At 30.7% G+C, this 21,777-nt stretch carries 17 protein-coding genes and 1 tRNA gene; 3 read left to right on the plus strand and 15 right to left on the minus strand.

Annotated elements, in window-relative coordinates; all coding sequences use genetic code 11:
• Positions 1-16 precede the first annotated feature (16 nt).
• The 4 genes from BLS00_RS05960 to BLS00_RS05975 form a co-directional block, all read right to left on the minus strand.
• Entirely contained in the window at positions 17-1,159 is a 1,143-nt protein-coding gene (locus tag BLS00_RS05960; RefSeq protein ID WP_091403634.1) for a sodium ion-translocating decarboxylase subunit beta, read from the minus strand.
• A gap of 162 nt (positions 1,160-1,321) precedes the next feature.
• Positions 1,322-3,982 carry a pyruvate, phosphate dikinase gene (gene ppdK, locus BLS00_RS05965; RefSeq protein WP_091403636.1) on the minus strand — a complete coding sequence of 887 codons (2,661 nt, stop codon included), beginning with the start codon at positions 3,980-3,982 and terminating at the stop codon, positions 1,322-1,324.
• Between the two features lie 187 nt (positions 3,983-4,169).
• Positions 4,170-5,057, minus strand: coding sequence for an ABC transporter substrate-binding protein (locus tag BLS00_RS05970; RefSeq protein ID WP_091403637.1), 888 nt, complete (start codon positions 5,055-5,057; stop codon positions 4,170-4,172).
• A gap of 13 nt (positions 5,058-5,070) precedes the next feature.
• On the minus strand, positions 5,071-6,243 hold the full coding sequence (locus tag BLS00_RS05975; protein WP_091403638.1) for a metallophosphoesterase: 1,173 nt from the start codon (positions 6,241-6,243) through the stop codon (positions 5,071-5,073).
• A 168-nt stretch (positions 6,244-6,411) separates the two neighbouring features.
• Between BLS00_RS05975 and BLS00_RS05980 the strand changes: the two genes are divergently transcribed.
• From BLS00_RS05980 to BLS00_RS05990, 3 genes are all read left to right on the plus strand, one after another.
• A tRNA-Asp gene (locus BLS00_RS05980) sits at positions 6,412-6,488 on the plus strand.
• 89 nt (positions 6,489-6,577) lie between these two features.
• Entirely contained in the window at positions 6,578-8,290 is a 1,713-nt protein-coding gene (locus BLS00_RS05985) for a YgiQ family radical SAM protein (protein WP_091403640.1), read from the plus strand.
• 78 nt (positions 8,291-8,368) lie between these two features.
• Complete coding sequence (locus BLS00_RS05990) at positions 8,369-9,595, plus strand: GAF domain-containing sensor histidine kinase (RefSeq protein ID WP_091403641.1); 1,227 nt, start codon at positions 8,369-8,371, stop codon at positions 9,593-9,595.
• Positions 9,596-9,605: 10 nt separating this feature from the next.
• Here BLS00_RS05990 and holA read toward each other — a convergent pair whose 3' ends face one another.
• From holA to BLS00_RS06045, 11 genes are all read right to left on the minus strand, one after another.
• Positions 9,606-10,598, minus strand: coding sequence for a DNA polymerase III subunit delta (gene holA / locus BLS00_RS05995; RefSeq protein ID WP_091403643.1), 993 nt, complete (start codon positions 10,596-10,598; stop codon positions 9,606-9,608).
• A 4-nt stretch (positions 10,599-10,602) separates the two neighbouring features.
• Entirely contained in the window at positions 10,603-12,300 is a 1,698-nt protein-coding gene (locus BLS00_RS06000) for a penicillin-binding transpeptidase domain-containing protein (RefSeq protein ID WP_091403644.1), read from the minus strand.
• Positions 12,301-12,307: 7 nt separating this feature from the next.
• Positions 12,308-12,583, minus strand: a complete 276-nt coding sequence (locus tag BLS00_RS06005; RefSeq protein WP_091403646.1) for a TadE family protein — start codon at positions 12,581-12,583, stop codon at positions 12,308-12,310.
• 31 nt (positions 12,584-12,614) lie between these two features.
• Entirely contained in the window at positions 12,615-13,505 is an 891-nt protein-coding gene (rsmH, locus tag BLS00_RS06010; protein ID WP_091403647.1) for a 16S rRNA (cytosine(1402)-N(4))-methyltransferase RsmH, read from the minus strand.
• 108 nt (positions 13,506-13,613) lie between these two features.
• Positions 13,614-14,717: a peptide chain release factor 2 gene (gene prfB, locus BLS00_RS06015; protein ID WP_091403649.1), complete on the minus strand. Its 1,104-nt coding sequence runs from the start codon at positions 14,715-14,717 to the stop codon at positions 13,614-13,616.
• Positions 14,718-14,730: 13 nt separating this feature from the next.
• A complete protein-coding gene (gene secA, locus BLS00_RS06020; RefSeq protein ID WP_091403650.1) occupies positions 14,731-17,205 on the minus strand; it encodes a preprotein translocase subunit SecA in 2,475 nt (824 codons plus the stop codon).
• 21 nt (positions 17,206-17,226) lie between these two features.
• Entirely contained in the window at positions 17,227-18,471 is a 1,245-nt protein-coding gene (locus BLS00_RS06025) for a hypothetical protein (RefSeq protein WP_091403651.1), read from the minus strand.
• 8 nt (positions 18,472-18,479) lie between these two features.
• Complete coding sequence (locus tag BLS00_RS06030; protein ID WP_091403652.1) at positions 18,480-19,211, minus strand: TlyA family RNA methyltransferase; 732 nt, start codon at positions 19,209-19,211, stop codon at positions 18,480-18,482.
• A gap of 34 nt (positions 19,212-19,245) precedes the next feature.
• The gene (locus tag BLS00_RS06035) at positions 19,246-20,400 is read right to left on the minus strand and encodes a hypothetical protein (protein WP_091403653.1); all 1,155 of its coding nucleotides are present in this window, start codon (positions 20,398-20,400) and stop codon (positions 19,246-19,248) included.
• A 17-nt stretch (positions 20,401-20,417) separates the two neighbouring features.
• On the minus strand, positions 20,418-21,155 hold the full coding sequence (truA, locus tag BLS00_RS06040) for a tRNA pseudouridine(38-40) synthase TruA (protein ID WP_091403655.1): 738 nt from the start codon (positions 21,153-21,155) through the stop codon (positions 20,418-20,420).
• A 28-nt stretch (positions 21,156-21,183) separates the two neighbouring features.
• Positions 21,184-21,765, minus strand: coding sequence for a hypothetical protein (locus BLS00_RS06045; protein ID WP_091403657.1), 582 nt, complete (start codon positions 21,763-21,765; stop codon positions 21,184-21,186).
• Between the last annotated feature and the right edge of the window lie 12 nt (positions 21,766-21,777).

Raw genomic sequence — 21,777 nt, forward strand, 5'->3', positions numbered from 1 at the left:
CTACACCTCCAATAAATTATGCTATTAAATTTATGAAAACGCCTGCTGCTACTGCAGAACCAATTACTCCAGCAACATTAGGACCCATTGCATGCATTAAAATAAAATTATTTGGGTCATCCTCTTGAGCAATAGTTTGTGCAACTCTTGCTGAATCTGGAACCGCTGAAACACCAGCTGCTCCAATCAAAGGATTGATTTTTTCCTTTGAAAAACGGTTCATAAGTTTTGCAAAAAATATACCTGATGACATTGCTATTATGAAAGCTATAGCCCCCAAAGCTAAAATTTTTAAGGTATCAACCGTTAAGAAAATTTCCGCTGTAGCAGAAGCACCTACAGATACCATAAGTAAAATTGTTACAGTGTCTGATATAAACCTTGAAGCCGCTTCAGCTAATCTTGCTGTAACTCCAGATTCTTTTAAAAGGTTCCCAAGCATTAACATACCAACTAAAGGTAATGCTTGAGGGACAAATAGAGCAACTATTAAAGTTGTTAAAACTGGGAATATTACCTTTTCCTTTTTACTAACTGTCCTCAATTTTTTCATTTTAATTTTTCTTTCTTCTTTGGTAGTCAATAACCTTGAAACAGGAGGTTGTAAAATCGGAATTAATGAAATATAAGAATATGCTGCTACTGCTATAACTGATAATATTTGCGGAGCAAACTTGGTTGCAATGTAAATTGAGGTTGGACCATCAGCACCACCTATAATAGCTGTTGCAGCAGCTTCAAATAAATCAAAGCCCATAAAAGTTGTAGCTGATATGAAAGTTATAAATATACCGACTTGAGCAGCGGCTCCTAAAATTATTAATTTAGGATTAGCTATCAAATATGAAAAGTCAGTTAAAGCACCAATCCCTAAGAAAACTAAAGGTGGATATATACCCAAATCCATACCTTGTTTAATGTACCACAAAAGTCCTCCCACTTGCCCATCTGTTGGTGGATTAAGTAACCCTGTTGCTTCTGGGGGAATGTTCGCCATTATCATTCCAAAACCCAGAGGTATTAATAAAAGAGGTTCAGCATGTTTTGCAATTGCTACCCATATTATTAACCCACCTAAGCCAATCATAAAAGCACCCTGCCATGTTAAAAATGCAAATCCACTATTAGAAAAAAAAGAAAAAATAGCTGATAACTCCATATTTTACCTCCTGATAAATACATATCATATTTTTTATACTGATACTATTATAAAAGTATATGAAAAATTTTTCAACCTCAGTTTCAACCATTTTTCATGCTTCAGTAGCATTTAATAATAAAAAAGTGGGGATAAATTCCCCACCTTTATGTATTTAACAAATTACTTATTTACTTTTTTTCCTCTTTTAAATTCAACAGCTGATTGTGCAGCAGCTAATCTTGCTACAGGAACTCTGTATGGAGAACAACTTACGTAGTCTAAACCTACTAAGTGACAGAATTCTATTGATTCAGGGTCTCCACCATGTTCACCACAAACACCCAATTTTATTCGTGGGTTAGAGCCTCTACCTAAATCTACAGCTGTTTTAACTAATTTACCTACACCGTTTCTATCGATGTGTTGAAAAGGATCTGACTCATAAATTCCATTTTCAACATACTCACCAATGAATTTCCCATAGTCATCCCTTGAAAATCCTAAAGTCATTTGTGTTAAGTCATTTGTACCAAAACTAAAGAAGTCTGCATGTTCAGCAATTTCGTCTGCTGTTACAGTAGCTCTTGGAATTTCTATCATTGTACCAATTTTGTATTCAACATCGATTTGATGTTCTAATAATAAATCATTAATTACTTTTTCAGCTCTTTCTTTTAGAAGAGTAAATTCATTTACTTTTCCAACCAACGGGATCATAATTTCTGGCTTAACTGTTTTTCCTTCTTTAACCATTTCAATGGCAGCAAGCATTATTGCTTTAACTTGCATTTCTGCAATTTCAGGGTAAGTAATAGCTAATCTTACACCTCTATGCCCCATCATTGGATTTGATTCATGTAAATCTTCTATAATGTCTCTTAACTCTTCTTCTGTTATTCCAACACTTTTAGCAACTTCTTTTATAGCTGATTCTTCGTGTGGAACAAATTCATGCAATGGAGGATCTAACAATCTTATAGTAACTGCATAACCTTCCATAGCTTCGAACAGGCCTTTGAAGTCATCTTTTTGCATAGGCAATAAGTCTTTTAATGCAGCTTCTCTTTGTTCTTTTGTTTTTGACACGATCATTCTTCTCATTTTATTAATTCTTTCTTCACCAAAGAACATGTGCTCTGTTCTACATAACCCTATACCTTTAGCTCCAAATCCTTTTGCAATTTCAGCATCTTTTGGGGTATCAGCATTAACCCTTACTCCCAAGTCAGCAACTTCATCAGCATAATCTAACAATTTTCTTATGTCGCCTTCAAGCCCTGTTGGCTTTATTGTTTTTACTTTACCAACATATACTTTACCTTCAGTTCCATCTATTGATAACCAGTCACCTTCTTTAACTGTGATTCCATTTGCTTTAGCTGTTTTTTCTTTAGGGCTGATAACTATTTCTTCAGCACCAACTATAGCTGTTTTACCCATTCCTCTTGCAACAACAGCAGCATGAGATGTCATGCCACCTGTTGAAGTCAAGATACCTTCAGCAGCATCCATACCACCAATGTCTTCTGGCGATGTTTCAGGTCTTAAAAGAATAACTTGTTTACCTTCTGCTTTTAATTCTTCAGCGTGTTCAGGTGTGAATGTTACTATACCTGTTGCAGCACCTGGCGAAGCAGGAAGACCTTTCCCAAAGTATTTTGCTTTTTCTACCTCTTCTTTATCAAATGCTGGATGCAATAATTTTTCTATATCTGCTGGCTTAACTCTGGTTACTGCGATATCTTTGGATACTAATCCTTCTTCAACCATATCAACAGCTATTTTAACAGCAGCTGTTGCAGTTCTTTTACCATTTCTTGTTTGTAAGAAATATAATTCACCTTTTTCAATGGTAAACTCTATGTCTTGCATATCTTTAAATGCTGCTTCTAATTTTCTCATTGTATTGATTAATTTATCATAAGCTTTTTTGTTGTCCTTTTCTAATGTTGATATGTCTTTAGGTGTTCTTATACCAGCAACAACGTCCTCTCCTTGTGCATTTAATAAGTATTCACCGTAAATTTCATTTTCCCCAGTATTTGGGTTTCTTGTAAAAGCAACACCTGTTCCAGAGTCGTCTCCCATATTACCAAATACCATCATTTGTACGTTTACAGCTGTACCTAAAAGACCCATTTTATCCATGCCGTTAATTTGTCTGTATTTTATAGCTCTTTTGTTATTCCATGAAGCGAATACTGCTTCTGTAGCAATCCATAATTGTTCTTCAGGTTTTTGTGGGAATTCTTTACCTTCTTCTTTGTAAAGTTCTTTATATTTTTCTACAACTTTCGCCAAATCGTCTGCATCTAAATCAAGATCATTTTTTACACCTTTTTCTGATTTAACTTCGTTTAATTTTTTCTCGAATTTTTCATGTTCGATACCTAAAGCAACATCACCGAGCATTTGCATAAATCTTCTATAAGCATCCCATGCAAATCTCTTATTATTTGTTAATTTTGCCAATCCTTCAACAACTTCGTCGTTTAATCCTAAGTTTAAAATTGTATCCATCATACCAGGCATAGAAATTGCAGCACCTGATCTAACTGATACTAACAAAGGATTGCTTGGATCTCCAAATTTTTTACCTGAAAGTTCTTCAACCCTTCTTAAAGCTGCTTCTGCTTCTTCTTTCAAGTATTCTGGGATAACTTGTCCATTTTCCCAGTAAAGTCTACACATTTCAGTTGTAATAGTGAATCCCGGTGGTACAGGAACTCCTCTTAAAGACATTTCAGCAAGGTTTGCACCTTTACCGCCTAAAAGATCTTTTAATTTCCCATTACCTTCTGCTTTTCCGTTTCCAAAGGAATAAACATATTTTTTTCCCATTTTCTTCCCTCCCGTGAGTGGTTTATAAATAACGTGTAATCTATTTAGCAATTATGTATAATAAATTGAAAAAAATTTCAGCACTATTAATATTATGATAAATCCTCTTTTTAATTATATATTAAATGTGTTAAATTGTAACTATGAATATAAAAACGTTTTTTTAAAAATGTTAAAATCTATCAATTCAATAATACAAATTTTCGGGAATTTTATCTATAATTCCATAATTTTTTATTACTTCTAAAAAACTGTTTATAGTTTCTTTATCAACATCGTACTTAATTATAGATCTTTCAGCGGCTTTTTGCATTACTGGCTTGGGCATTTTTCCACCCATAGTTTCAACAACATATTCAATTGCTTCATTGTTATAATTGTTAAAAAACAAATTTGCTGAGTTTGAATAGGCATCTATCACTTTTTTTGCCTCGTTATGTTCAATATCTCCTCTTACAAATAAACCCGTAATAGGAATAATAGGTTGTAAATTGGTTAACTGAGAGTACAATTGCTCTATATCCATTACTACCTTTACATTTCCTTGTGTTTTAACTTCTGCAAGTGAAGCAAATGGTTCTGGTAGTACTGCATAATCTGCTTTTCCAGAAGCTAAGAGTTGTATTATATCTGCACCATTTGTAATATAATGAATATTCACATCTAAATTCCTTTCTTCTTTTAATATTTTCAACACCAAATCTGCAGTTTGGCCAGGACCTTGAATTGTATAAATTGTTTTCCCTTCTAAGTCTTCTATTGATTTAACGTCTTTTGAAGATATTAAAGAAAATGTTTTCCAAAGCGAAACCCCTGCTAATTTATAATTTACATCTCTATTCATAAGTTGAACACCAAAAGCAACAGGAAGTACTATAAAATCAGCTTGTTCTTTTATCACAAGAGTCTGTGCTTCATCTAAACTTCTCCAAAACTTTGTCTCTAACCCTTCAATTGGTTCAATGTATAAGCCAGCAGCTGGTAATAATGAAGGACCCAGTGGATTATAAAAATTCAACGCAAAAGCAGAAATAAACAAAACACTCAAAATAAACAATAATAATTTTTTTTTCATGTTATTCCTCCAATCAATATAGTTGTTCTACATGTAGTTTTACATCTAAATTTTTTCTATTTTCTTCTATTAAAATATATGATATTGTTGTCTTTCTGATAAACTCTTTATTGTTTATCCCTTTGTTCTTTGTAACAGTATGTTTCCACGCCCCAGTATTCCCATAAAATTTTTTAACTTTATTCTTTGTAATGATGTTGAAACTCGGCTTGTGATTATGACCCATTATTAGCCCTTTTATTTTATGGTTAGGTATATCAATATCTTCATCTGAATACCCAATTAAATATTTTTTAGGGATATAGAATTTATCCTTTAACAACTTTTTTGATCTTTTCAAAAGAGCATCTGATTTTTTTATGTCCCTAAAGGACATTATCATTCTTACAAGAGCTTGCCCCAATTCCAAACCTCCAATATTATTTACAAATAAATTGGTAAACATGTGATATTTTGGAAAGTTTATTTTCAACCACTTTTTTATCTGATCCGTCTTAATAAAATTAACAAAATGCCTCGCCCATTTTTGCTTCAAATCATAACCAATGGAATATCTTTCATTAATATATTCCAACCACTCAAAAACATCTAATAACGGTGAAATATTGTCATAATCTGAAAGCAAATCATCTGGTAATATGTTACTTATCTCAATATTAAAATTGTGATTCATATACCTAAGAAGATACTCTCCAAAAGAAGGCACCAATCTATTTTCATCGTCATATATTATTCTGTTTACAGAATCAAATTGGTTCCCGTGAATTGCCATTATTTCAAATTTTTCATCATAATAATATGGAACAATTTCCACATTCCCCATCATATTTTGAATTTTATTTCTCATTTTTTGATCAAATAACAGATAATAATCATGATTACCAACAATGTATCTTATTTTTGTCTTATTTGATATTTTTTTGATAAATTCAAAAAGCTCTAAATGTTCTCTTTCTATTTTATCCAACAAACTGTAGTCATAAGATTCAACGTATTCTTGTAGGCTACCTTTCATTTCAAAGTCGTTTGATAAATCATACATTTCAATAAAATCTCCAACAAAATTAATCTCTGGATTTTTCTCTTTGCTAAGATCGTTTAGTATATCTATTAATTTTTTATCGTAAACAAAATCATCTCTAAGATTTCCATCACCTATATGTAAATCTGACAAATAAAGTTTCATAGCCCACCTCTCAAAAAATCTCTCAATAAAAATTATAACATATATTTTTTTAGTAATATTAAACGGAAACAATATCAAAATTAAATAAATCGTTACATTAAATCATTTCAAAGACCTTTACAAATCACATTATTTCTGATAAAATATCTTACGGATTTAAATAATTTTGGGGACGTGGTGAAGCTGGTTATCATGCCGGTCTGTCACACCGGTGGCCGCGAGTTCGAGTCTCGTCGTCCCCGCCATAAACCTTCTCGTATTGCGGGAAGGTTTTTTCAATTTATTTTAAGTGATATATAATAGAATTGATTTATAAAATTTAGAAGGTGTAAATATGTTTGATATACCAACAAATGAAGACGATATGGAAAAAATGGGTTTAAAACAGTTGGACGTTATACTTGTAAACGGTGATTCTTTCGTTGATCACCCTTCTTACGGAATGGCTATTATAGCAAGAGTTTTAAAAGAAATGGTTGGACTTACAGTTGGGGTTATTTCTCAACCTAATTGGAAAGATACCTTGGATATTTCAAAACTTGGTATTCCAAAATATTTTTGGGGAGTTAGTGCTGGAAATATGGATTCTATGGTTTCTAACTACACAGCGTCCAAAAAAAAGAGAAATTCTGACGTTTATTCTCCTGAAGGTTCTTTCAGAAAAAGGCCTGACAGGGCAACCATAGTTTATACTAATCTTATTAAACAATTTAACAAAGAGAAACCCGTCATAATTGGAGGAATTGAAGCCAGTTTGAGGAGATTTGCTCATTACGATTGGTGGCAAAACAAAGTAAAACATTCTATTTTACTTGATTCTAAAGCAGACCTATTGGTGTATGGTATGGCTGAAAAAACTATTTTTGAAATTGGTGAAATATTTAAAAATAAAGGAACAATAGATGATTGCAAATCCCTCAGAGGAGTCGTTTATCAATTAAAGAAAAATGATGTTTTGAAAGAAGAAAAATATGTAGAAATACCTTCTTATGAAGAGGTATCCAAAAACAAAGAAAAATACATTGAAGCTTTCAACGCATTTTACAACAATGTCGATCCTTATCAATCTAAAATACTTCTCCAAAAACATCAAAATAGATATGTAGTTCAAAATTTACCTCAACTTCCTCTGTCTCAAAGTGAGATGGATGAAGTTTATTCTTTAAACTACACAAAAGAAGTAGCACCAGAAGAGCTTAAAAAAGGATACGTCAAATCAATTGATACTGTTAGAACATCAATAACAACACACAGAGGATGTTATGGAGAATGTTCTTTTTGTGCCATCGCCCTTCATCAAGGAAGATATATACAAAGCAGGTCAAAAGAATCAATTATAAAAGAAGTTAAAGAACTAACAAACAGAAAAGATTTTAAAGGCTACATTTCTGACCTTGGTGGTCCCACTGCAAATATGTATGGAGATGATTGTAAGAAAAAAATTAAATCAGGTGCTTGTTTGAATAAGTCATGCATTGGGATAGAATATTGTAAAAGTTTAAATCACAGTCATAAAAATTATTTAGATTTATTAGAAAATGTAAAAAAAATTGATGGGGTTAAAAAGGTCTTCATTTCTTCAGGAATAAGATACGACCTTATAGAGAAAGACGAGAAATATGGAGATGAATTTTTGTATAAATTACTGAAGTTTCATAATCCTGGTAGATTTAAAATAGCTCCTGAACATTCAGACAATAATGTTCTAAAGCTAATGAATAAACCAGATTTTATTCATACAGAAAATTTTATAAACAAGCTAAACAAAATAAAAAAAGAAAAAAACTTGAACACTAAATTTTCTGCTTATTTGATATCAGCACATCCTGGAGCGACGAAAAAAGCCGATAAAAAACTGGCTTCGGATATCAACAAATTTTTCCCATTTCAACCTGAAGATATCCAAATATTTACTCCAACTCCTTCAACCAAATCTACAACTATGTACTATACAGAAAAAAATCCTGACAACGGAAAAAGTATTTTTGTAGAAAAAAACGAAAAGGAGAGAAAAGAACACAAAAATATACTTTTTAATAATAAATAATATTCTTAATAGACTTGTAATTTATTATTAAAAAATGCTATAATATTTATATATTTAAATAAATATAGGGGGTTATCCATGTCTACAGAAATTGATATCAAAACTTATATTGAGAGTTTTGAAGAAATGTCACAGCTTTTTCAAACTCTTTCCGGGGAAGAAAATGAAAAAACATTTATGGAAAAACTATTGAATATTGCCATAAAAAGTATTCAAGAAGCAGAATGTGGTTCAATTTGGAAGATAGAGGGGACTCTTTACAAACCAGTAGCTGGGTATGGTTATGATGATGAAGTATTAAACAAAATGGAAATACCATTCGACGATTCTTACATATATCAACATCTTGATGAAGAAATTCATGAAACATTTGACATTGCCAACTTCAACAAAAATGCATCTGAATTTTATAAAGCTAGTCAAATGCTTCATAATAAAAACGAAAAATTGGTCACCCTTATTGTTCCGCTAAGAATTAAAAATAAATTAGAAGGGCATATTTATATAGATAACTTTAAAGTAAAAAAATTTAGCGAAACATCCAAAAGAATTCTGAAAACTTTCAGTAATTTTGCAAGTACTTTCATGACTCTCATGAATTTAAGAGAAAAGGAAAAAGAAGCAAACGAAATGAACTCTGTTTACCTATCTTTTATCACTCATGAGCTTAGAACTCCTTTAACTTCTATAATAGGTTTTTCAGAAACTGTGTTGTCTGATCCGGATATGACTGCAGAAGAAATGAGAAAGATGATGAGAAAGATTTACGCTTCAGCAAGACATTTGAACTCTTTGATTGAAGATATATCAACATTTAAAAAACTAAACAAAGATCAGAAAATAAATGTGGATAAAATCAATTTTAAGAAATTGCTTTTTGATTCAATTTCAATAGTAGAGCCAATAACGTCGCCAGATGTTGAGTTAAACATTAAATATGAAACTGAAATTCCTGAAAATATAGAAACAGATTCCACAAAACTTAGACAGATATTTGTGAATATAATTGGTAATTCTGTAAAATACACTGATTATGGGTATGTAGACATAATAGTTTCGTATAATAAAAAAAAGAAAATGTTCACAATCAAAGTTGAAGACTCTGGGCCTGGAATCCCAGAAGAAAAGCTTAAGGACATATTTAAACCTTTTGTCAGATTATCAAAGGATAAACCTGGTTCAGGTCTTGGCTTAGCTATAGTTAAAAAAAATATTAAAAAATTGAAAGGTACGATACACATGGAATCAAAAGAAGGATATGGGACAACAACTGTTATAAACATTCCATTGTCTGTGAAAAAATAATCCCTAAATTTTAGGGATTATTTTTTTTATGAAACATGGAATTCTTTATAAATTTTATAAAAGGTACTTTCTGATTTTCAACCGATTTAAATTCTCTTTCCAATTTTTCTATATTAAAGATTATCTTAGCAACATTTTTTCTTGTTAAAAGTCTTGCGATATTTACCTTTGTTATTTCATCGTTGCTAAAAGTAACACCACAAAAAGATCTAACTCGTTGCTTACTAACTTTAATCTCCTTCGATATTCGCTCTACATTTGGCCATGTGTATTTTTTTGTTCCAGTTATTACATACATAGTTTTGTAAAGATCATAAAAATAGCTGCTCAAAAACCCTATAAACTTTACTGCTATAAATTGTGGATCTTCCATCAATTCATTCATCATTTCAACTGCTTTTCCTTCTTTTTGTAAACAAATAGTATAACCAATGTCTTCAAATTCAGGAATTGAAAAATGTGTTGTTATTTCTTGTATGTCTTTGGAGGTGATAAACTCTTCATCAGTGTATATTGATAACTTTTGTATCTCTTCATATATGAAGAGGTCGTTTTGGCCAAGAATTTCCAAAAGGTAGTCTATTGATTCATTTTCCATCTTTTTGTTGAATTTATTTAAGACTTCCCTTACAAACTTTCTCCAATTATCTTTTTCCCATGGTGCAGGAAGTTTAGCTGTTATATTTTTATCAAATTTTTTCTTAAGGCTTTTCAGTTCTTTTTCATCTTCAGTTGTAATAATCAGTTCTTCAACGGGAGAGTTTTTATTCATTATATTTTCAGCGATTATCTCCCTATCTTTGTCCTTGAATTTACTGAAGTTCTTAATTACAACCATCTTTTGATTAGAAAACATACTCCCCATCTGAAATATTTGTAAAAAAGAATTTTCTGAATAGTTTTCTGGAGTTATTGTATGTAGTTCGTATTCATTTTTAATTCTACTTTCAATTTCCATTCTCTTTTTTATTTCAGAGTTTCCAACTATCAAAACCCTACCCATTTTATCACTCCATTTTTGCTGTCTTTATTTGAAAATATCTGTTTTTATCTATTAAAACTCCAGGTTTTGGATACTGTTCTTCAACGTAATCCCCGTTTCCAGTAATTATTATATCATTTTTACTAACACCAGCACTTATTAAAAAGTTAACAGCTTCATGTATATACATACCCTCAATATTTGGCATTACATTTTTGAAAATTATCTTTTTGGTTTCTAAGTTTGAAAAATCTTTTTCATATTTGTAGAATGCTTCTGTGACAACCGGAGCAGCAACTTCTCCTCCATAAAATTCTCCTTGAGGATTATCTACAATCACTAAAAATGTGTACCTCGGATTAGTTGCTGGGTAATATCCTTCAAAAAGAGAATAATACGCTTCTTCGTTGTAGCCTTCTCCAGCAATAGCTTTTTGGGCGGTACCTGTTTTTCCGCCTATTAGCATACCTTCTCTATAAGCAAGTTTTGCTGTACCAGATATAGTAACGTAATTCATCCATTCAACTAATTTTTCTGAAATCTCTTCCGAAAAAACTCTTCTGGCTTCACTTTCTTTATTCTCTAAAAAGGTAGGTTCTTTGTAAATGCCATTATTTACAAGTGAATTAAAAGTACTAATCAACTGAATAGGTGTAACGCCTATACCCTGGCCCAAAGCAATTTGATAAGGGGTTATACTATACCAATTATCCGGATATTTCAAAACACCATCTATTTCTCCTTTAAACTCTGCATCAGTTTTAGTACCAAATCCCATACTAATCAAACGTTCATATATCCATTCATTAGAAAATTCTTCTTTAATTTTTTTCATGACTTTTGCTATTGATATATTTGATGAGAGTATAAGTGCGTCTCTTATATTCAGCTCACCTAATCCATATCCTTCAGATTCTGTCACAATAAAATTAAGATCTTCTTCAGGTTTATAATTGTATGTAGATTCAAATTTTTCGTTTTCTGTTATTATTTTTTCATCTAAAGCTAAGGCATAAATCATTGGTTTTAAAGTTGAACCTGGCTCTATATAACCCATATAGCCCAAATTCCAAGGGTAAATAGAAACACTTGCCCTTATTTTCCCTGTTTTAGTATCCATGACTATTGCCACTGCCCCATTAGCCTTTTTTTCTTCAACTGTTTTTTTTAGTTCGTAATAAAGATAATTTTGTAACTCATTGTCCAAACTAAGTCTTATAGTACTCTTTTCTTTTAATAATCCATTTTCATGTAAATACTTTTCTATTCCATATTGAGTCGTCTTATAATTACCAATAAGAGAATCGTAAGAAAACAAATTGTTGTAAACTCTTTCTTGATTGACATAAATATTTGCAAATCTTCTCATATCCCCTAAACTTTCTTTTGCTTCTTCTTCAGTGTCATAAACTCCCCAGAATAAAAACTTTTTATTTCCCAGCTCATCATCAGAATATTTGCTGTTTAAGGTTGATTTATTGTTCCAATACTCGTTTCTTTTTTTCATAAATTCTAAATCAATCCATACCTCATATTTATTTTTATTGTAAACAAGAAAATGACCCTTGTTATCCACAAGGGTCGCTAAATTATAATCTTTTTGATTGTTAACTGTTGTCTTTACATTACTCTCACTTGGTGAATTAAAAATTACACCAAATAATATCAAACCCAAATAACCTAAAATAAATATCATTTGAGTTAAAGAATATTTAAATTTCATATTTTCATCAGTTCCCACCAGATTCCAGATCTTTTAAAATTTCAGCATACTTTTCGATTCTTTCATCAACATTTTCAATTTTTTGCTCTAAACTTTCCAATTTAATGGTAGCTACTTCTATGTTCTTTTTATTCATTTCAATGTCCTTCCCAAAATAAATTGCAAAAGAAAGCCAAATAGTTCCCAGAACCACCATAAGAAAAATAAGAGCTACTAATACCAACGAAAAAGTACCAGAACCTACTTTCTCTATACTTTTTTGATTTTCATAAGGCCGTGGCATACTACCGCCCCCCGTTAATGAAAAACCACTATTAACCTAAGTATTCTGCAACTCGTAATTTAACACTTCTTGATCTTGGATTTTCTTCAACTTCTTCTTCTGAAGGATACAAAGGTTTTTTTGTGACTAATTTATAATTTCCTTGATTTTTATAATAATGTTTTACAATTTTATCTTCCAATGAATGAAAAGTCAATATTGCAACTCTTCCCCCAGGATTCAAGAATTCGGTAAACTTATCCAACGCAGTTCTTATGTTATCAAACTCTTTGTTAACCTCTATTCTCAACGCTTGAAAAGTTTTTGTAGCAAGATGCTTTTTTCTTCTTCTAATTTCATTATATGGTAAAGCCTTTTTTATTGCTTCTATAAGTTCAAAAGTTGTATTTATTGGTCTCCTATCTACAATACTTTTAGCAATTCTTCTTGAAAACTTGAACTCCTCACCATATTCAAAAATTATACGAGCTAACTCTTTTTCATCGTATTCATTGACTACTTTAGCAGCGTTTAAAGCTGATTCAGTATCCATCCTCATATCTAAAGGTTCATCATTCATAAAAGTGAAACCCCTGCCCTCACCTTTTAATTGAAAAGTAGATACTCCTAAATCCATCAAAAAGCCATCAACTTTATCTATACCAAGCCCTTTCAATACCAAATCAATGTCCTGATAAGGAGCTTTAAAAAATTCTATTTTTTCAGCTAAATCTTCCAATCTTCTTTCGGCAATCTCAAGAACTTCGTAATCAATATCAACTGCTATAATCTTAGATTTACCTTCGGTATATTTATAAATAGCTTTTGAATGACCGCCTTCACCTACTGTGCAGTCAACGTATATTCCATCTTTTTTAGTAATAAGGTTATCATTTATCTCATTGACCATAATACTCCTGTGATAATCTTTATACTGTCTCAATAATTATACACCACCTTAACAAACATGTCAAACTGACCAGCATTTATATTATATATTTTTTCTTATAACATATAAATTTTCCGGAAAAAACATATTTGTAAAAAAATATTATTTTTGTAATTCAGCAAAATACAATAATTCGGATTCTATAAAACCATCTATTTCTCCATCTAAAACACCCTGAGAATCTGATGTTTCATAATCTGTACGATGGTCTTTTACCATTTGGTAGGGATACAAAACGTATGACCTAATTTGATTGCCCCAAGATATATCTTTAACCTCTCCATGAATAGACATTTTCTCTTCCATCTTTTTTCTCATTTCAAGATCATAAAGTCTCGCTTTCAAAATTTTCATTGCAGTAGCTTTGTTTTGATGTTGAGATCTTTCGTTTTGAGCTGTTACAACAATCCCTGTTGGTAAATGAGTAATTCTAACAGCTGAGTCAGTTTTATTGACGTGCTGACCCCCCGCTCCACCAGACCTATAAGTGTCAATTCTTATTTCATCATCTTTTATTTCTATTTCTATATCATCATCTACTTCTGGAGTTACGTTTATTGAAGTAAATGAAGTATGTCTTCTACCGTTTGAATCAAAAGGAGATATTCTAACCAATCTATGTACCCCTGTCTCATATTTCAATTTTCCATATGCAAAATCTCCAGAAATTTTTATAGTAGCACTTTTTATGCCAGCTTCTTCTCCATCTTGAAAATCTATTGTTTCGTACTTCATATTATTATTTTCACACCATCTTGTGTACATTCTTAAGAGCATGGAGCCCCAATCTTGTGATTCAGTTCCTCCTGCTCCAGGATGAATTGTTAAGAAAGCATTGGAATCATCATATTTACCATTTAACAACATTCTAAGTTCAAAACTTTTAGTCATCTTCTCTGCCTCAATCAATAGGGTCTGAACTTGATCTTCCATTGAAGGGTCTTCATCAGAAAATTCTATTGCAACATCTATATCATCAAAAATAGATTGTAATTTTTTGAATTCTGCAATTTGGTCTTTTAAATGCTGGCTTTCTTTTGATACTTTTTGTGCTTTATTCTGATCATTCCAAAAATCAGATTTAACCATTTTTTCTTCTAATTCCTTAACTCTTTTTTTTGATTTTTCTATATCAAAAAGATTTTTAAGGTCCTCAAATTTCTTTTTAATTTCTTCTAATCTCAGTTTGTCTTCATAAGAAATCATAAATTTCCTCCCATTATTTCTTCACTTTAAACCTTGTATTTCTTTTAAATCCTTTTTTTTCAGCATAGCTTTTTTTAGATTTTTGACCTTTTTTTTGAGAATCAATAACTGAGGTATCTCCATGAACAAAATTCAAATTAACAGTTTGCTTTTTAGCTTGTGATTCTTCTTTGTTGGGATCAACTCTTGTTATTCTCATCAAGTAGTCAACTATTGTATCGTAAATATCGTCGACCAGTTGTGAAAACATGTAATAAGATTCTTTTTTGAATTCCATATTTGGATCTTTTTGGCCGTAAGCTCTCAATCCTACTGCTTCTTTCAAATGTTCTATTGCATCTAGATGTGATCTCCATTTGTCATCAATTATTCTCAACATGATGAACTTAGACATCTTGTTGAAATGATCTCCAAATTCTTCCTTCTTACCTCGAAATTTATCCCATAATAAAGTCATTAATTCTTCTTTTAATTCACTTACACTTTCAGATTTTATGTCAGCTATAATTAAAAAACTTTCAAGTTTACCTTTAACGTAATCTTTATTAATTACACCAGCTTTATCATCCCACGCTGATTCAGATATCCTATCCGCTACATCTTCAAAAATTTCTTTCAAATGTTCAGTATAATCTTCTTGTTTTAAAATCCAGTTTCTGTGATTATATATTGAATTCCTTTGATTATCCATAACAGAATCCATTTCATATAACCTTTTTCTCATAGAAAAATGAATGCCTTCAACTTTTTTCTGGGCATCTCTGATTACATTTGATAATAGTTTGTGTTCGATTGGCTGACCCTCTTCTATTCTCAAAGTTGCCATAATTCTTTTCATTCTTTCTCCACCAAAAAGTCTTAAAACATCGTCTTCAAAAGATAAAAAGAATCTTGACTCTCCTGGGTCACCTTGACGACCTGATCTACCAATTAATTGATTATCTACCCTTCTACTTTCGTGTCTTTCTGTACCAATTACATATAAACCACCTAATTCTTTTACTTCATTATTTATTTTTATATCAGTTCCTCTACCAGCCATGTTCGTAGCAATTGTAACGGCACCTTTTTGACCAGCATTTGCAATGATTTCTGCTTCTCTTTCGTGTTGTTTAGCATTCAATACTTCGTGAGGAATACCTTTTCTTTTTAATAAGTTTGATAATAATTCACTTTTATCAATGGAAGTTGTACCAACAAGCATTGGTTGACCTGTTTTATGTCTTTCTTCAATTTCAGCAACTATGGCATTGTATTTGCCCTTTAAAGCTTGGTAAATACTATCATTTTTATCTTTTCTTATAACAGGTTTGTTAGTCGGTATGACAACAACTTCACAGTTATAAATTTGTTGAAATTCACTTTCTTCTGTTTTAGCAGTACCTGTCATTCCAGATAACTTATCATACATTCTGAAATAGTTTTGGAATGTTATTGTAGCATAAGTCAAACTTTCTTGTTTGATCTGAACTCCTTCTTTAGCTTCTATTGCTTGGTGAAGACCTTCAGAATATCTTCTACCTTGTAAAAGCCTTCCCGTGAATTCATCAACTATGATTACCTCGCCTTCTTTGATAATATAGTCTTTATCTTTTTTGAAGAATATTCTTGCTTTTAAAGCGTTTAACAAATGAAATAAATATTTTATGTTTTCAGGATCGTATAAGTTGTCTATTTGCAGGAGTTTTTCAGCCTTATCTATACCTTCTTCTGTTAAAGAGATTGTTTTTTGTTTCTCATCAACTGTATAATCAGATTCATTTTCGAAATTTTTGGATAAATGGGAAAATCTTCTGTACAGTTCACTTGGTGTATCTGATGGCCCAGATATTATCAAAGGTGTTCTGGCTTCATCAATAAGTATGGAGTCAGCTTCATCTACTATCGCAAAATAATGTCCCCTTTGAGATTTATCATCCATATCATAAACAAGGTTATCTCTCAAATAATCGAATCCAAACTCATTAGCCGTTCCATAAGTTATATCAGCTTCATAAGCAGCTTTTCTATCTTCTTTACTCATTCCAGCTTGTATAAAACCTACCTTTAACCCCAAAAATTCATATATAGGTCCCATCCATTCAGCATCTCTTTTTGCAAGATAATCATTGTGAGTCGCTAATTGACAGTTTTTGCCGGTCAAAGCATTCAAATAAAGCGGTAATGTGGCAACCAAGGTTTTACCTTCACCCGTTTTCATTTCAGCTATTATGCCTTCGTGCATAGATATTCCACCCATAAGCTGAACATCAAAATGTCTCATGTCTACTACTCTTTTTGCGGCTTCTCTTACAACTGCAAAAGCTTCAAATAATATATCGTCAAGAGTTTCCCCATTTTCTAATCTTTTTTTGAATTCGGGCGTTTTGTTTTTCAATTCATCGTCCGATAATTTTTCTATTTCTGGTTCAAAAGCATTTATCTTCTCAACCATTTTTCTGTATTTTTTTAAAAGCCTTTCATTTTTATCAAAAAGTCCAAATAACATTTATTTTCTCTCCTTCAAGTCTTATTTTATATGAATATTTACAAATTCTTTGTTTTCTTCAGTAAAGTACTCAAGAGTTATAAAAGAACTACTTGTAGAATAAAACTTATTACTAAAGTATCTTTCTAAGTCTATAATATTTATCCTTTCAAGGTTTTCTCTCTTTTCAATACTGTCATATGTCCTCAAGTATTTAAATCTGTTAACTTCTCCTAAATATATTCTCATATCTTCTGGGAACAAAGTGGAAAAAATAGTTTCGTTGTTATCATAATAAACATAAACAGGATATCCCACTTTATCATGACTTATTTTGAAATAATTAAATGTACCTAATTGCCCTTTAATTAGATTTTTTCTGTTTAGAAATTCTTCAATTTCGTCTAAATTAATTGGTGAAAAAACAAGAAATGAATACTCATTGTTATCGATTATATTTCTTGAGTCTACCATCAAGAATTCTTCATCATCAAGAGCATTTAAGATCATCAAAAAATTGTTTTTTGAAAATTCATCATGTGGTATCAAAAATTCTTGTATATAACTAATAAATTTATCTTTTTTAATTTTGTGTATATCGAGAATATCTCCAAATATTTTTTCCTCTTCTAAGTCACTAATATTGAATTTTGAAGAATTATCAGAAAATCTTTCTGTTTCAAAATAGCCATTCAAAGTTTTCTGATTTACGTCAAAATAAAAAGACCATTCTTTTCCTTTTTTAAAAAAGTTATGAATTTTTCCATACAAAAGATAAGTAGATTCTTCAGTCGTAACTATAGAAATATCCTTTTTAAAACTGAACCCATTTTCTTGTTTGTAAAAAGGTATTTTTTCTTCCTCTAATATAAATTCATTACCATTTCTTTCATAATAAAAAACATTTTCCAATATGTCGCTCAACGCAGTGGCATCCTTTGTTGTTACTGAAAAATAATTAGAGTCATCTATCAAGTTTTTTAATATTTGAATATAATTTGGGTTCAAAAATTCATCATATGTATAGCCTTTATCACTATATATAGAGAGAGAGTTATCTAAAAGTGCGTTTATTTTAGTAGAATCAGAAGTTAACTGACTATTTAAAAATTCTAAAAAGTAGCTATACCCAATTCCCTCTTTCGAGTTTATAAATCTCAAAAGAGGGACCTCGTTTATCGCTTTATTATAAAAATCCTTTATATTTTTAATCTTTATTTCAGTCGTAGAAGAATATCCAACTACAACAGATACCAATATCAAAATCACAGATAACCTAAATTTCATAAGACACCTCAAATATTACCCTTTTTTATGTAAAAAAGAAATTCTGTATTACCTTTACCACCCTTTATTGGAGATTCTATTCTGTTCATCACTTTAAAGTTGTTATTTTCAAAAGACCTTTCTAATTTCTGGAGAGTTTGCTGTAATAATTTTTTATCTTTAACTATCCCATTTACAACATTGCCCTCACCAACTTCGAACTGTGGTTTTATCAATACAACCATTTCTCCATTCTTTTTCAGATTCTTTTGGAAAGTATCCATCATTTTAGTAACTGATATGAATGAAACATCACAACAAATAAAATCTACCTTTTCTTCGTTTATATAATCTCTTGCATTTGTATTTTCTTTTAATATTATCTTATCGTTATTTCGAAGTTTCTTGTGCATTTGATTAGTTCCAACGTCTATTGCATAAATTTTTTCAACGTCTTTTTCTAAAAGGACTTGGCTAAATCCACCTGTAGAGCTTCCTATATCCAAACAGACTTTATCTTTTAAATTTAATTTAAAAGATTCAATCGCCTTTTTAAGTTTGAAAGCTCCTCTACCGACGTATTCATACTTTCCCAGTAAATCTATTTTGTTGTTTTCATCTACTTTTAAAGAAGGTTTTAGAATTTTATTGTTATCTACCAAAACTTTACCTTCTTTTATTAATCTTCTTGCTTTTTCTCTGGATTCAACCATTCCTCTTGTTGCAAGATATTTGTCGATTCGTATGTTGAACACTCCCATTATAAATTAAAAAGTTTAAAGTTATATAAATAAGTTATTTTATATAAATATTTACAATATTTTCTTTTATTTCCAAAATATATTTATCAGAACTGTATTGTTTTTTTGGTTCATATTTGGGCATATCGTAAAATATAGAATACACATTTCCATTTTTATAAATCCCGCCTTGAAAGTTGATTGTATATTTTTCCATCTTAAAGGTGTTTAGCTCAAGATATGTATCCCCAACTGTTATATTCATAGGAGATCTCCCAAAGTCTTTATAAAGTTCTTTCGTCCCCATTGAAACAAGCTCACCAGCAGAACTTATTATATACACAGTATTATCATATTCGTAAACGTAAGCCACAACACCCTTAAAAGAATATCTTTCGTTTAAGTTTTCTATATTTCCATAATTAGAGTAAAATCTCGATTTTACAATTACTGGGTCTCCCTCATTTGGGAACCAAATAGAGGTAGGATCGCCATATAAAAAAACTCCACTTTTTATGCTATAAGCTTTGATTATTTTAGTTTCTGTTTTTTCATAGAGGTTTTGCTTTAAAAGGTTTATAGAATACGTACGGCTAGAATAATCAGTCAGGTCGTAAGTAAAAGTTTCTATTCCGTCGTATATTTCAAAAATATTAGGGGGCATTACAACTTTTTTGGGAATATTAATTTCGCTTCCATTCAAAAAAATGGTATCTTGATCGCCAATAATTTCAACTTCTATAAAATTATTTGGTATATGAAATATTCTTTTCCCAAAAGGAGGATTGAAAACATACTCATAATTAATCCCATCTTTTTGAAGGTTAACTTTTACTTCATTATCCCATCTAAAAAAGGCTGAAGTCTTTGTTGAATCTTCAGTGGAAATATAAAAATTGTCAGCTATTATAAACACACTTCTGGCATTTGAATTCAATAATTCTTTTATATTCAAGTCTATATTTTCCAAATCAGTTTTAATCGTTTTATTCTTATATTTTAGATCATATAAACCTTTGTTGTAATTAATTTCCAGCGTTTCATAATCTCCAGACGGAGGAATAGTAATATCCGCATACTTATAAACTTTGTTGAAAATGTAATCGAAATCTTCATTTGGACCATTGTAAACAAGTCCAATTTTTTCTACAGAAAAAGAACTTATTATTATAATTATGAATACCGTAATAAAAAATAATCTTTTTAACATATGAAACCCTCTTTTAATTAAAATAATATTTTATAAAAATATAATCCTTCTGGAGGCGCTGAAGCTGGAGCTTTTGATCTATCCTTTGCTTCAATGATTTCTCTAACAATTTCTGGTGTCCAGGTACCTGTCCCGACTTTAGTCAAGGTACCAACAATGTTTCTTACCATTCTTCTCAAAAAAGACACCCCTTCAACTCTAATTAAAATAATATTTTTACTCATCCTAATTATTCTAACTCTATCTATTTGCCTAACAGGATTTCTTTCATCATTGCCAGACTTAAAAGAACTAAAGTCTTTTTCCCCTTCAAAATGTCTTGCGGCTTTCCTCATTTTGTCTATATCCAAGTCATATGGAAACCACCAAACCCTGTTTCTTAAAAATATATCTGGGTCTTTCTTTGTATATAGATAATAATGGTATATTCTCTTTTTCGCCATAAATCTTGGGTTAAAATTTTTTTCGACTTGTTCTAAATTGCGAATATAAATATCCGAGGGTAAAACAGAATTCAAAGCATCTTTTATGTTTTGAATTGTCATATTGTCGTTTGGGACTTTAAAAGCTATAGTTTGGCCATAACTATGAACTCCTGTATCCGTTCTTCCTGCACCGTGGGATAGAACTTTTTCTTTAAATATTTTCTGAAGTGCTTTTTCGAACTCTCCTTGTACCGTTCTAACATTTCTTTGCCCTTGATACCCATAAAAATTTGTTCCATCATATGCAACAGTTGCAGCAACCATTCTCATGTTTATTCCTCCAAAACATAATCTATTGTTATAACGTTTTTTGCATAATAGATTTTTCCAAAATTTTATATGTTATTGCTGATTCATGTTCTATTAAAAGATCTATATTTTTTCCATAAAGCCTTTCATAAATTCTTATCAAATATAAGTTCACAAATTTGGTGATTCTTGAAGAAATGGCGTCTCTATTCTTTCCAGGTAGAGTTTTTGAAATGTTATCTATCCAATAATCATAATTTGCCAAAACATCTTTTGTTTTTATCAAATTGTTGAAAGAACTAATGGTATTTCTAAGCCCAATATGTTTAGATATTATTTCTATGTGATCGCCATACAAATCTCTAACTTCATCTGAAATAAAATCCACATATAGAGTTTTTAAAAATTTTTTCTTTCTAAAATCAGCCTTTAAAAACCTTCGTATATAAGAAATGCTTCCATCATCCTCTCCAACCATAAAATACCCTATAAATCCAGAATTTGAGGATATTTCATCCTCTTGTTCTGGAAATACATCTTTAAATATAATTGTATCATTGTTTATAAAATCATACTTTTCTGTTGTATAATAATTGCCTTTTTCTGTGAACAACAGGCAGTTAAATTGCATTTTCCACCCTCT

This window comes from Geotoga petraea (genome assembly GCF_900102615.1).
In the GTDB taxonomy this organism is placed as follows: Bacteria; Thermotogota; Thermotogae; order Petrotogales; family Petrotogaceae; genus Geotoga; species Geotoga petraea.